Raw genomic sequence first — 12,879 nt, 5'->3', positions numbered from 1 at the left:
GCCAGCGGCTTGCTGACCTATCCCACATCCTATGGGTATTTTTCGCAAACTCGCAATCGCCGTCCTCGTCTTTATCGTCGTTTTGGGCGCTGGGCTGTTTTATCTTTCGCGCGGGGACACCGCCGAATTAACGGTGGATGCCGTTGCCGGCACGGATCCGGTCTTGGCAGAACCGGAGGCGGAGAGCTTCCCCACGGTTCAGATTGCTAAGCCTGTCGGATGGGAATCCGATCAATCGCCCGACGCTGCGGAAGGGCTGACCGTCAATCGATTTGCCGAAGGGTTGGATCATCCGCGTGTTTTGTACGCGCTGCCGAATGGCGATGTGTTGGTCACTCTGACACGCGCCCCTGCGCCCGATGGCGAAAGTGATGACGGCGTGATGGCAACTGTTCGCAATTGGGTTGCTGGCTATCTCTTTTCCGAAGCCGGTGCATCCGGCGCGTCGGCCAATGAAATCGTCCTGTTGCGTGATGACGACGGCGATGGCGTTGCCGAAATCAATCAAGTGATCGCGACGGATGGGCTCGATTCCCCATCGGGTATGAGCTGGCTTGATGACACTTTGTATGTCGCCAATCACAACGCCGTGATCGCGTTCGATTATGCCTTGGGTGACGAGACGGTCACAGGCGAAGCGCGCAAATTGTTGGATTTGCCGGGTGGCGGCGGTCACTGGATGCGCAATGTCGAACTGCATCCGGATGGCGATCGGCTTTACGTCGCAGTGGGTTCCGTCAGCAATATTGGCGAATCGGGCATGGAGGTCGAACAAGGCCGGGCGATGATTTGGGAATACACCCTTGAATCGGGCAGTTACCGACAATTCGCGGTGGGCCTGCGCAACCCGAATGGATTGGATTTCAGCCCGTGGTCGGGAGAGCTTTGGACGACCGTAAATGAGCGGGATATGCTCGGCTCTGACTTGGTCCCGGATTACCTGACCAATGTTCCCGTCGGGTCAAATTACGGTTGGCCATGGGTCTATTATAAGAACAACATTGATCGCCGCGTCGAAACTCCGATGCCGGCTTATTTGATCGAATACACGCGCAATCCGGAATACGCGCTTGGCCCGCATGTTGCGGCGTTGGGATTGGTGTTCACCGCAGAAGGCCATCGGATGGGGGATGCAATGGCATCGGGCGCGTTTGTGGCGCGGCACGGATCGTGGAACCGCAAACCGCCATCGGGATACGATGTGGTCTATGTCGATTTTGATGAACGCGGCAATCCGCAAGGTGCTCCTGTTCCGGTTCTGACGGGCTTTCTCAACGAAGATGGTACGACCAAAGGGCGGCCAACATGGGTTGAGTGGGCTGGCGACGGATCCCTGTTGGTATCGGACGATACGGCGGGTATCATTTGGCGAACGCTTGCCCCCGATAGCGCGGCGGGATCAGGGATTGAGCGTCTATCCGGCCCGCCTTTGCGGCCGCAAGGCGAATTGGTCGATCCGCGCGCTACGTTTGAAGAGGATTATCTTCGGCAAGGCGCTCCGCAATAACGCGATCTACAAGGGCAGGCCCGCTCTGCCGGCCAATTCCACGGCGAATTGATACGCTGTGCGCCCCGAACGGCTGCCTCGCGATATAGCCCAGGCGTTTGCCTCTTCTGCGTCGACCTCCAATCCGAGGGGGTCGGTATATGCGTGCAGAATTTCTAAGAATGTCGATTGATCACACGGGTGAAAGCCTAAGGTCAAACCAAAGCGATCGGCCAAAGCCAGTGCATTGTCGCGCTCATCGCGTTCATGCAGGAGGTCGTTCGTATCGGCGTCGCGCGCCACGATGGCGCGGCGATTGGACGAAACGGCGATACGGACATTGGGCGGGCGCGACACCAATCCGCCATCAAGCAGGCTGCGCAATGCAAGGTTGTCTTGAGCATGATCCGCATCGAACCCCAAATCATCCACAAACAACAGAAACGCACCGGACTGTTTGGCCAAATCTTCGATCAAAAGCGGGAGCGTATCCAACGAATTTGGCGCAATCTGCACCAGCGTTAGGGCGCCGGGATGACGCTCTTGTGCGGATGCGACCGCGGCCCTGATCAATGCCGATTTCCCCATGCCGCGTGATCCCCACAACAACATGTCATGGGCCGCCGCACCCAACTTCAGACGTGCCAGATTGTCGCAAACTGCGGTCTTCTGTTTGTCGATCCCACGCAGGCGATCAATCTCAACACAGTCGTGTTTCAAGACCGCGCGCGCGCTTTGCCCGTCCCAAACAAAGGCCGTCGCCGACGTCCAATCCGTCGGTTGGACAGCGGCGGGCGCCAATCGCTCCAACGCATCGGCAATCCGTTCCAGCACGATGCGATTATCCGTCACGCGAATCAGCCCGCCAATTTGTCCGCAGTCAACGCATAGAGCAGATCAGAGCCCGCAATTGCGCCAGCTTTCAATCCCATCGCTTCGGGGACAATCCGATCGAGGAAGAAGCGCACCGTCACCGGCTTGCTTTCTTGCAACGAAGGCGCCGCGCCGGCGGCCACCGCTTCGGCCTGTTTCATCAATTGCCATCCGGCAACCGCGACCGAAGCCATGGTGCAGAACGGAACGCTCCCAGCGAGGCGATCGTCAAGGCTTGCCTCATCCCGCATCCATCGCGCCACGTTCGCGCAATCCTGCGCCAAGGCTGACAGCCCGCTTTCGGATTTGGCATCGCGCGTGATCTCTTCGAAAAGATTGATCATCGCGTCGCCACCTTCCAAGCCAAGTTTGCGCGTGACAAGATCGGCCGCCTGAATGCCATTTGTACCCTCGTAAATCGGGGCAATTCGGGAATCGCGCCAATGTTGCGCGGCGCCCGTCTCTTCGACAAATCCCATTCCACCGTGGATTTGAATCCCGATCCCGGCGACTTCGACACCAACATCGGTGCCCCACGCTTTCAACAAAGGCACCAACACTTCGGCGCGATTGCTTGCGTCGGTGTTGCCGATGGTTCCGCGATCAACCTGACCTGCGCAGTAATAGAGCAAGGCGCGAACCCCTTCGGTCAATGCTTTCATCCGCAGGATCATGCGCCGCACATCGGGGTGTTCGATAATCGCAACAGGGGTTTTGTCCGGCGAACCCGCACGCGCGGATTGCACACGGTCCATCGCATAGGTCATCGCCTGTTGCGTGGCGCGTTCGGCGATCTGGGTCCCTTGATTGCCAACATTGATGCGGGCGTTGTTCATCATCGTGAACATTGCCATCAATCCGCGATTTTCCGCGCCAACCAACTCCCCGATGCATTCATTGTTGTCACCGTAACTCATCACACATGTTGGCGATGCGTTGATCCCCAATTTGTGTTCCAAGCTTACCGGGCGCAAATCGTTGTGCGGGCCTAGCGAACCGTCGGCGTTCACATGGTATTTGGGCACAACAAACAGGGAGATACCGCGGGTACCTTCTGGTGCGCCGGGCAAGCGAGCCAGCACAAGGTGGATTATGTTTTCCGCCAATTCATGGTCGCCCCATGTGATGTAGATTTTCTGGCCGACAATTTTGTACTTGCCCGCATGTTCACCATCGGTGATCGGTTCTGCGGTGGATCGCAGCGCGCCGACATCGCTGCCGGCGGCTGGTTCGGTGAGGTTCATGGTTCCCGACCATTTGCCGCTTACCAAATCGGGCAAATAGGTCGCCTGTTGATCTTTGCTGCCGTGGTGTTCCAACGCTTCGATCGCGCCAACGGAAAGCATTGGCAAAAGGTTGAAGGCCATGTTGGCCGCGCCCAGATTCTCTAAAACATTGCAGCCCAACGTAAAGGGCAGGCCTTGCCCGCCATGTTCAGTTGGGCTGGCGATGGAATTCCAACCCTGTTCGACATAGCCGTCATAGGCTTCTTTGAATCCATCGGGCAGGCGCACGACGCCGTTTTCGAGTTTCGCCCCTTCGAGATCGCCGATGCGATTGAGCGGTGCGAATTCGCCTGCTGCGAATTGGCCGACGCCTTCGACGATGGCCTCGACCAAATCGGCCTCTGCGTGGGCGAATTGTTCCGATGCAGCGATTTCTTCGATTCCGGCGTTGATCCGGATCGCGAGCAACTGATCTTGGGTTGGCGGAGTGTAAGGTGTCACGGGCGGTGTCGTCCTGAAATAGCGGTGTCGAAACACATGGTTTTTCGGCCTGCATTGTGGCCAAGGCTTGGGGCGAATATAGCGATGCGATGATGAGCGGCAAGAACGTTACGGAAGTGGTGCAGGCGGACCCCAAAGGAATCGCTTTGGCGGCCCAGATTCTCGAATCTGGCGGAGTCGTCGCGGTGCCGACCGAAACGGTTTACGGCCTCGCCGCGAGAGCCGATAGCCCCGATGCTGTGGCTAAGATCTACGCCGCAAAAGGGCGGCCCGATTTCAACCCGTTGATCGTGCATGTCCAAGATCAAGATCACGCGGCCCAATACGCAGAATGGGGCCCATCGGCGCGCCTTGCCGTACAAACCATCTGGCCCGGCCCCATTACATTGGTGGTTCCGGCGAAACCTGATGCCAATCTTGCCCCAGCGGTGACCGCGGGTTTGAATACGGTTGCGGTGCGCAGCCCCGGCCATCCGGTCATGCGTCAATTGCTGGGCGCGGTCGATTTCCCACTCGCCGCCCCTTCCGCCAACCGAAGCGGCTTTATCAGTCCGACAACCGCCGCTCATGTTCTGTCATCACTGGATGGGCGGATCGATCTGGTCTTGGACGGCGGTCCGACGCAAGCCGGGGTAGAATCGACCATCTTGGCCATTCGCGACGGCGGTGTTTGGGAGGAATTGCGACCCGGTCCGATCGACCTTTCTGCGCTTCACCGCGAATGTTTTGGCACTCCCATGTCCGTGCCCAAGCCGAGCGTTGGCGCAAAAGTGGGCGTTGAAGCGCCCGGACAACTCGCGAGCCATTATGCACCGGGAAAGCCAATTCGATTGAATGCATTGGACCGGAACCCGCAAGAATTCGTCATCGGTTTCGGAAGCATTCCCGGCGATGTGACACTATCAGCATCCGGAAATGTAGAAGAGGCGGCGGCCCGCCTTTACGATTGCCTGCACGTCGCGGCGGCATCGGATTTTGAAAAGATCGCTATTGCCCCCGTGCCAAAGGACGGAATTGGCCGGGCGATCAACGATCGTTTGGGCCGCGCGGCTGCTCCGATCGATTAATCGTCCCGTTCGACCGGGATGGTCGGCAGCAATTCCTGAATTTCGTCGTAGGTTTCCTGCGCATCGCGGCATGCGCCCCGGTCGCCATCCTCACAATCTTCGGTTTGTTTGCGATAATCGCGTTCCAGTTTGCCCAATCGCTCTTCGCGGCGGCGAATTTCGCGACCGCGATTTTCATCAGCCTCGGATTGGCTGGTCGTGGCAAGGTCAACCGCCCGCGCGCCAACCCGAACGGGTGCCGTCACGACATCGGCGGCCGCTTTTACCAAGCAACCCGAAACCATCAGTGAAATGGCCACAAGGCCCAAAAGAGAAGGAGCGCGCATGGCCTGTACCTTGCGCGCTCCATCCTGAATTGCAAGTCGCGGTTACACCCGCGCGTGTTGCTTTGCGGTGTTATTCGGCCGCATTGTCGTTTTCGTCACCTTCATCCGCGCTCTCATCCGATCCATCATCGGCTTCATCGGCGTCTTCAGTGGCGGTTGGTTCCGCAGCGGTTTCATTCGGTTCGCACACAAGTTTGCCCGAACCCAGCGCGCTAACAGTGCAGGTTGCGTCGCCTTTCACGGCGATGTTTCCTGATCCGGCGATGGAGGCGTCCACTTCACCGTCCGAGGCAAATTGCACGTCGCCCGCGCCGCCAATGCCAATGCTGGCTGTGTTCGCATTCAGGCCTGGCATGTCGACATCGCCAGAACCGCCGATGCTAATATCAAGCGTGTCGGTGGTTCCCGCGCCCGTGACGCTGCCCGACCCGCCGATCGATATCGACAGTGATTCCGTCTCGATGGATTCGACTGCGATGCTACCCGACCCGCCGATGGCAAGGTCGGCGTTCTGTGCGACGGTTGCGGAACGAACCGAACCCGACCCGGCGATCACAATGTCCGTAGGCGCAGGCATGGTGACGTTGACAATGGCCTGTCCGTTGCGGATTTTGAGATCGGGATCGCTCGTAACGCCGAAGACCGCGCCATCGCGGACAAATCGTAGGGCGTCTTCGTCATCGTTCTCAACCGTAACGGTCAACGTGTCGCCTTCGGTCACAACGACGGTTGCGTTGGTCGCTACGACCACTTCGGTCGGCGCTTCACCGCTCAAATCCAGTTCGGAGAGGGGCACACCCTCTTCGCCGTTGATGGTAACGTCCATGGACCCGCATGATGCAAGACCCACGGCCAACATTGCGGCGGGCGCAACGCGTTTGAAAATTCTTCCGATCACTTTTGCTCTCCAACTCAATTGCTAGGCGTGTTATTCAAATAATACACCATCGACCGGGTTGCAAGCTAAGATATAGCTTAACGCATCAATTTGTTTGCAGGACGCATAGAAAAGGGGGCCGCCCATCATAGGCAGCCCCCGCATTCCTCAGCCAAAACGTCGTGCGTTTAGTCCTCGTCTGGATTGTCGTAATATTGCGGCGCGTGTTCGCGCAGCACTTCGAGAATTTTCTCCAGCGCGGTTGCCTCGTCCGTTTCTTCCATTGCACCCAATTCCCGGGCCAAGCGGCTTGACGCGGCTTCGAAGATTTGACGCTCAGAATAGCTTTGCTCTGGTTGATCGTCAGGGCGGAAGAGATCGCGTGTCACTTCGGCGATCAAAACGATCTCACCGGAATTGATCTTCGCTTCGTATTCTTGGGCACGGCGTGACCACATTGTCCGCTTGACCTTGGGCTTGCCTTTCAGCGTTTCCATGGCCTCTTTCAATGTCTTGTCCGAAGACAATTTGCGCATCCCGATGGATTCGACCTTGTTGGTCGGCACGCGCAAGGTCATGCGCTCTTTTTCGAAGCGCAGAACATACAGCTCAAGCTGCATTCCTGCGATTTCTTCGTTCTGCAATTCCATCACGCGGCCAACGCCGTGCTTTGGGTAAACAACGTAATCGCCTACGGCGAATGCGGGCGCATTGCTTGCCATGCGGATTCCTTTCTTGCGACCGTCCAACAGGCATGAAACAGACGATGTTCTTAGCGGTCCTGCACCCGGAAGAGAGGTGGCAAGGGCCGGTTCAAAACCGTTTCAGGCTAAGGTTGCTGGGTGATGGCCTTTCTAATTGTCATCGCCTACGCCGGGACCAGCCGGCGCGGGTTGCAGGATTCTATAACACAATCGCAACATTATTGCGAGTCCGCCTGATTCGCACGGTATCGCGCGGTTAGAATCGGGTGCGATCGCATGATCGCAAGGAGGAAGGATTAATCCCCTTCGCCGGGTGCTTCGCTAAAGTATTTCTCGAACTTGCCCTTTTGGCCTTTGAAATCGTCCGCGTCTGCGGGCGGTTCTTTCTGACCGGTGATGTTGGGCCAAGCGGCCGAATACTTGGTGTTCAGCTCAAGCCATTTTTCCAGACCATCTTCGGTATCAGGAAGAATCGCTTCGGCGGGGCATTCGGGTTCACAAACGCCGCAATCGATGCATTCGCTGGGATTGATCACCAGCATGTTGTCGCCTTCGTAAAAACAATCAACCGGGCACACTTCGACACAGTCGGTGTATTTGCATTTGATGCAGTCATCGGTGACGACGTAAGTCATTGGGCGTCTTTCATTACAAGGCGTTTGGCCAGCAAGGCCAGAAATACAAGTTGCGGCGCTGCTAAAGGCAATAGGGCCTAAGGGTCAAGCTCGCGATAATGAGACTTGGCAAGCGCCGAAGATGCACGCCTCTGTGGTAGAGACAAGACTTGGATCACCCGCACTTCGTTACCGACCATCATCGTGAGCACGTCTCCGATAGCGATCATCTCACTCACGCGCAGCACATGTTTTCTATTCCGCCGCAAAGCGTGAGCCTCAATCATGTCGCGAGCGACCGATCGGGTTCGGGCAAATCTCAGATAAACAAGCAGGCGATCGATCCGCATTTCGGGGCGAGATGCCCCGTTGGGATTGTCATTGAATGTTTGATCTGAGCAATGCTTCATCCGCCAAGCAAATCCGCCAAACCGTCAAACGCGCCGCTTGCGCGGGCGGGGCCGGTGTCGTGTTTGGGTTGGGGTCTGCCCCCTTTGCCGCGGCCTTTGTCGTGGTGGTTCGTCTTTTTCCCTTTGTGCGAAGGGCCTCCGCCGTTTGCCTCCCGACCGGTGTTCGGTTTGGCTTTCGCCTTTGGATTGCCGGCCTGATTGTTGCGCCGATGATCCCGACGCTTGTCTTGGCGACGATCATTGTCACCGGCGCGACGCGGGCGCCACGTCCAACTGTCGGGTGCGGGCGGGCCTGACGCTCCCTCTGCCAAGGTGCGCGCGCGTTGCAGCCTGAATCCGGCGCTGCCCAGCAACCGGCGTGCATTTTCTTCCTCTAGCCCAATCGAAATCGGCAGGGCCAAGTTCAATCGGAATCGCGCATTGCGTTCCTTTGACCCGGCGGTGGTCGCTTTTGCCCGGGCATCAAATGCGGCGCGCAAAATCTTCTCCGCCAAATCGACCCGAATCAATTGACCACCGGCTGGACGGTATCCCGCTGGGACGGTTTTCGATTCGGCCAGAACCGGCAACATCATCTCTTGCAAAGGCCGGGTGTCGAGGGCCAGCGCGTGCAAAAGCCGTCGCGGTCCTGGCTTTAAAAGAGGCGCGGCGAAAATGTCCAACGCGCCAAATGTAACGCCCAAACGCCGCAAGAATGGGCGCATTTCTTTGGGAAGATGCTCAAGTCCGGCTTTTTCCCGGCTGATCACGCCGCGCGCATCGATCAAGGTGATCAACAAAGCGCGCGCCTCGCTGCCCGCTTTGGGATCGCGCGCCGCTTCGGCCAGTTTTTGCAGCGGCACCAGCGGTTCAAGCTGTTTCGTAAGCCATTCCATCAACCCTTTTTCGAGCTGGGTTTTTGCCGCTTCGGGTAAAACAGAGACATCGCGCGACAATTGCAGCCGGGCAGCGCCAAAATCATCCGGCATTGTGATCGTAGCGATCGATTGACCTTGCCAACGGATGGCTCCGCCTTCGATTGCCAATTCATCCGCGCCTTCGGTCAACAACCATTGCGCTCGCTGTGCCAAAATGCCCGGCAGCGCCTTTTCACCGGCGGCCAGCAACATTTTTCGATCTTCAATCCCGGCATTCGGGTCGACCACAAACCGAAACCCATCGAGCTTGCCAATGGTTTCCCCTTCTACGGTAAGGGCGCCTGTTAGTTCGAGAGTGACGGGCAATGCTGTCCCGTCTTGTCCCAGCGATTTCATCAAAATTGTCGTCCTCCGGTTGACGAACCGTTCAGTTAGCCGAGCGTGGAGCGCATCGGATAGTTTAGCTTCGACCGCGCGGGCTCGCGCGGCCATTTCGTCGCGTGCCAAGACCCAATCGGGCCGTTGGCAGATATAGGCCCAAGATCGGATCGCGGCTATCCGGCCTTGCAATGTATCAATGTCGCCTGCGGTGCGATCCAATTCCGCGATCCGCGCAGCAACGAAATCCGCACCCAGATAGCCCCCTTGGAGGTCTTGCCACAAGCGCGCAACAAATCGTGCATGCGGGTCAACGCCGACCTGTCTAAAATCGGGAAGCGAACACGCCTCCCAAAACCGCCGGACGCTGCCCGAACCTTTGATGGTTTCGGCCAAAGGCTCGCTGGCCAATCGCTTCAGGACCGACAGATCAATCGCTTCGGGTGCGCCGCGCAACACCTCGCTGTGTGGGCGCGATTCCAAATCTCCGACAAGGACTTTTATCGTGTCAAAGCGCGGCTCTGCCTCGCGCCAATGCAGTTTGGTGAGAGGGGCAAATTTGTGCTCCTCAATCGCAAACACTTCTTCCTCGGTGAATTCGAGAGGAGCGCCCGAACGGCTTCCGCCGCCGGTTAATGTTCCAAAACTGCCATCGCGTTGGTGGCGCCCTGCGCGCCCGGCGATCTGAGCCATTTCCGATGGGGTCAGCCGCCGTTTGCGCCGCCCGTCAAATTTGGACAAAGCCGCAAAGGCGACGTGATGCAAATCCAGGTTGAGCCCCATCCCAATCGCATCGGTGGCGACGATGTAATCCACCTCTCCGTTTTGGAACAATTCGACCTGTTTGTTGCGCGTTTCCGGAGACAATGCCCCCATCACAACCGCCGCGCCTCCGCGAAACCGCTTCAAAGCCTCCGCCATGGCGTAGACTTGCTCCACCGAAAACGCGACGACCGCGCTGCGCGGCATCAGGCGGGACAATTTCGCACTTCCCGAATGGGTCAAAGTGGAAAACCGCGGCCGCTCCACCATTTCCGCTTCGGGGATCAATTTGCGGACAATCGGTTCCAGCGTGGCGGAGCCGAGGATCATCGTTTCCTCGCGGCCGCGCGCGTTCAACAATCGATCGGTAAAAATGTGGCCGCGTTCGGGATCGGCACCGATCTGCGCCTCATCAATGGCTACAAACGCATGACGTCCGTTCTTACCCGCGCCCAACCGATCCATCGCCTCCATCGTGCAGAGGAAATAGCGGGCATTGGGCGGTTCAATCCGCTGTTCCCCCGTGATCAAGGCAACGGCATCGTCCCCCTTGATTGCGCGGACCCGGTCATAGACTTCGCGCGCCAACAAACGCAGCGGAAATCCCATCATGCCGGAAGAATGCCCGCACATCCGTTCAATCGCCAGATACGTCTTGCCCGTATTGGTTGGCCCCAACACGGCGCGAACGCGGCTGTCGTCTCGGCCGTTTCTGTTGAAATTCTGTGGGGTGGAATGAGGGGTCACGCCCGCTTTTTGTCAGGCTTCTTGGAAAGGGGCAATCCCGTCATCCACGCCAAATTTCGGGGAATATGCCGCCGTCGAACCCCTACGGGAAACACCCTACCGCATGCGAGACTCAGCTGATCGCGGGTTAAGTGCACATTTACTTTGATTGGCCAAGACAATTGGCCATGAGTCATGTCCGCTGCAACGGAGCCCGCAAAGGGCCTTGAAGCGGGCAACGTTTCGGGCCAGCGCCCAAGAGCGAAAATACAACGAGCAATCACGTTTGAGAGCAGACCAATTGGATCATCCCAACGACATCCCAAACCAGAACAATTCTGGCCAAGACCCGGAAACGGGTGGGGATGATGCGCGCCGCGATGACATCCAACCTGCCCCGCATGAACAACCGGCGCGGGTGGATGCGCAGACCGTCCGCGAAATCGCGCCATATTTCCAAAGTTCCCGCCAATTGGTTGTCCCTACAAAGGGGCAAAAGGCCAAACGGCAAATGCTCGCCAGAGTTTCTGGGTGGGGCGAACGGTATGACGAATGGAAATTGGGCGTAGGCGCGTGGTTTGAACAAATCGACCTCGCCCCAGACTTGGCCGAGAACATCGGCAGCCGACGGTGGTTTCGCGGAATTGGAACGATGGTCGCCCTGGGTGCGGTTGCGATCGCGTTTTGGCCCAATCTCACTCCGTTGGAAGCGCGCGCCGCGATGCCCGCCGATCCCGATATTCGCGACGAATTTCGCAGCCAGATGATCATGCCTTTGGCATTGGGTGCCGATAGCGGGCGGCGCATGGGCCCAACCGCCGATGTCATTCCGCTTGAAAACGCGCCCGAGCGGCCGCGAATTGAATTGATCGCTACATTGGCTGCTGGCGATAGTTTCGCCAGCATGCTGCGCCGCGCCGGCGTTTCATCGACGGATATTGGCCGGGTCAGCGCGTTAATCGGCGGCGCCATGCCGGTTTCTGAAATTGAACCGGGCACGAAAATTGACATCGTTTTGGGCCGCCGCGCCGAGCCGGGGGCGCCGCGCCCGCTAGACGCTCTCAAATTCCGCGCCCGATTTGATTTGGAATTGGAGATTGGCCGACAAGCGGTTCCGACCGCAGAAGAGATTCAACAGGGCGGCGAACTGTCTTTGGCGCGGAATGTTATTCGGGTCGATGACACACCGTTGCGGATTCGCGGCCAAGTTGGTTCAAGCATGTACCGATCTATGCGCGCAGCAGGCGTCCCGGCCAGCGCGGTTCAGGACTATTTGCGCGCGCTAGACGACAAAATCGATATGGATCGCGAAGTGCGCGCGACCGATGAATTCGACATCATCATCGCCTATCGCCGCGCCGCCACCGGTGAACGTCAGGCCGGTCAATTGCTGTACGCTGGGGTCGATCGTTCGGGAGAGCCGAAGACGCAATTGGTGCGTTGGGGATCCGAAGGGCTTTTTTACGAGGCGTCTGGCGTTGGTGAACAACGCAGGGGTCTTGTCGCGCCGGTACCCGGGCCGATTTCATCGCGATACGGCATGCGTCGCCACCCGATCTTGGGATATCGCCGGATGCATTCGGGAATGGATTTCCGCGCCGGTCACGGTACGCCCATCGTTGCAGTCACCGATGGTCGCGTCCAATCCGCCGGTCGCGCAGGCGGGTGCGGCAATGCGGTCAAATTGGATCATGGCGGCGGTTTGGCCACCCGATATTGCCATATGAGCCGGATGGCGGTTCGCCGCGGTCAACAGGTACGCCGTGGCCAAGTCATTGGTTATGTCGGTTCGACCGGCCTCTCCACCGGACCGCATTTGCACTACGAAATGTATCGCGGCGGACGAGCAATCAACCCGGCCAGCGTCGATTTCGTCACCCGCTCGGTCCTGTCGGGCACCGAACTGATCGATTTCCGCCGTCGTTTGATCGACCTAAGAGAGATCGGCGTGGGCGCCGCGCTCGAAGATTTGGAGCCTTTGGCCAGCGAAGTGGAAGAGCCGCTGCGCGAGATCGAAAAGATTGGTCAAACCCAAGCACCCGATTAATCGACCTCTGATTCAATTGATCAGT

11 protein-coding genes are annotated in these 12,879 nt (G+C 58.1%); 3 read left to right on the top strand and 8 right to left on the bottom strand.

The genetic code is table 11. The features are described from left to right. Positions 1–31: 31 nt before the first annotated feature. Positions 32–1,507 carry a PQQ-dependent sugar dehydrogenase gene (locus tag BQ8290_RS09260; RefSeq protein WP_108789535.1) on the top strand — a complete coding sequence of 492 codons (1,476 nt, stop codon included), beginning with the start codon at positions 32–34 and terminating at the stop codon, positions 1,505–1,507. A 6-nt stretch (positions 1,508–1,513) separates the two neighbouring features. Here BQ8290_RS09260 and BQ8290_RS09255 read toward each other — a convergent pair whose 3' ends face one another. Both BQ8290_RS09255 and BQ8290_RS09250 read right to left on the bottom strand, forming a co-directional pair. Next, entirely contained in the window at positions 1,514–2,338 is an 825-nt protein-coding gene (locus BQ8290_RS09255) for a DUF815 domain-containing protein (protein WP_108789533.1), read from the bottom strand. A 5-nt stretch (positions 2,339–2,343) separates the two neighbouring features. Further along, positions 2,344–4,086 (bottom strand): acyl-CoA dehydrogenase family protein, encoded by a 1,743-nt coding sequence (locus tag BQ8290_RS09250; RefSeq protein ID WP_108789531.1) that lies wholly within the window; start codon positions 4,084–4,086, stop codon positions 2,344–2,346. A 92-nt stretch (positions 4,087–4,178) separates the two neighbouring features. Here BQ8290_RS09250 and BQ8290_RS09245 point away from each other — a divergent pair, with 92 nt between their 5' ends. Continuing rightward, a complete protein-coding gene (locus BQ8290_RS09245; protein ID WP_108792219.1) occupies positions 4,179–5,153 on the top strand; it encodes an L-threonylcarbamoyladenylate synthase in 975 nt (324 codons plus the stop codon). Here the strand turns inward: BQ8290_RS09245 and BQ8290_RS09240 are convergent. From BQ8290_RS09240 to BQ8290_RS09215, 6 genes are all read right to left on the bottom strand, one after another. Then, positions 5,150–5,479: a hypothetical protein gene (locus tag BQ8290_RS09240; RefSeq protein ID WP_108789529.1), complete on the bottom strand. Its 330-nt coding sequence runs from the start codon at positions 5,477–5,479 to the stop codon at positions 5,150–5,152. The two genes, BQ8290_RS09245 and BQ8290_RS09240, sit on opposite strands and share 4 nt — an antisense overlap. 70 nt (positions 5,480–5,549) lie before the next feature. Next, on the bottom strand, positions 5,550–6,377 hold the full coding sequence (locus tag BQ8290_RS09235) for a GIN domain-containing protein (protein WP_108789527.1): 828 nt from the start codon (positions 6,375–6,377) through the stop codon (positions 5,550–5,552). Between the two features lie 167 nt (positions 6,378–6,544). Continuing rightward, on the bottom strand, positions 6,545–7,078 hold the full coding sequence (locus BQ8290_RS09230) for a CarD family transcriptional regulator (protein ID WP_108789525.1): 534 nt from the start codon (positions 7,076–7,078) through the stop codon (positions 6,545–6,547). Between the two features lie 278 nt (positions 7,079–7,356). Then, positions 7,357–7,695 carry a ferredoxin FdxA gene (gene fdxA / locus BQ8290_RS09225; protein ID WP_108789523.1) on the bottom strand — a complete coding sequence of 113 codons (339 nt, stop codon included), beginning with the start codon at positions 7,693–7,695 and terminating at the stop codon, positions 7,357–7,359. 77 nt (positions 7,696–7,772) lie between these two features. Further along, entirely contained in the window at positions 7,773–8,024 is a 252-nt protein-coding gene (locus BQ8290_RS09220) for a S4 domain-containing protein (protein ID WP_108792217.1), read from the bottom strand. 56 nt (positions 8,025–8,080) lie between these two features. Further along, complete coding sequence (locus BQ8290_RS09215) at positions 8,081–10,714, bottom strand: helicase-related protein (RefSeq protein ID WP_108792215.1); 2,634 nt, start codon at positions 10,712–10,714, stop codon at positions 8,081–8,083. A 379-nt stretch (positions 10,715–11,093) separates the two neighbouring features. On the opposite strand from BQ8290_RS09215, the gene BQ8290_RS09210 reads away from it, so the two are divergent. Next, positions 11,094–12,854 carry a peptidoglycan DD-metalloendopeptidase family protein gene (locus BQ8290_RS09210; RefSeq protein WP_337661271.1) on the top strand — a complete coding sequence of 587 codons (1,761 nt, stop codon included), beginning with the start codon at positions 11,094–11,096 and terminating at the stop codon, positions 12,852–12,854. The last annotated feature ends 25 nt before the right edge of the window (positions 12,855–12,879 follow it).

It is taken from the genome of Erythrobacter sp. Alg231-14 (genome assembly GCF_900149685.1).
GTDB lineage: Bacteria > Pseudomonadota > Alphaproteobacteria > Sphingomonadales > Sphingomonadaceae > Erythrobacter.
The sequence above is the reverse complement of the archived record's forward strand: the minus strand, read 5'-3'. Positions and strand labels throughout refer to the sequence as shown.

Bases quoted from the DNA above. Each gene is read 5' to 3' on its own strand.
- BQ8290_RS09260 (WP_108789535.1), top strand. From the start codon at position 32: ATGGGTATTTTTCGCAAACTCGCAATCGCCGTCCTCGTCTTTATCGTC.
- BQ8290_RS09245 (WP_108792219.1), top strand. From the start codon at position 4,179: ATGAGCGGCAAGAACGTTACGGAAGTGGTGCAGGCGGACCCCAAAGGA.
- BQ8290_RS09240 (WP_108789529.1), bottom strand. From the start codon at position 5,479: ATGCGCGCTCCTTCTCTTTTGGGCCTTGTGGCCATTTCACTGATGGTT.
- BQ8290_RS09230 (WP_108789525.1), bottom strand. From the start codon at position 7,078: ATGGCAAGCAATGCGCCCGCATTCGCCGTAGGCGATTACGTTGTTTAC.
- fdxA (WP_108789523.1), bottom strand. From the start codon at position 7,695: ATGACTTACGTCGTCACCGATGACTGCATCAAATGCAAATACACCGAC.
- BQ8290_RS09220 (WP_108792217.1), bottom strand. From the start codon at position 8,024: ATGCGGATCGATCGCCTGCTTGTTTATCTGAGATTTGCCCGAACCCGA.
- BQ8290_RS09215 (WP_108792215.1), bottom strand. From the start codon at position 10,714: ATGTGCGGGCATTCTTCCGGCATGATGGGATTTCCGCTGCGTTTGTTG.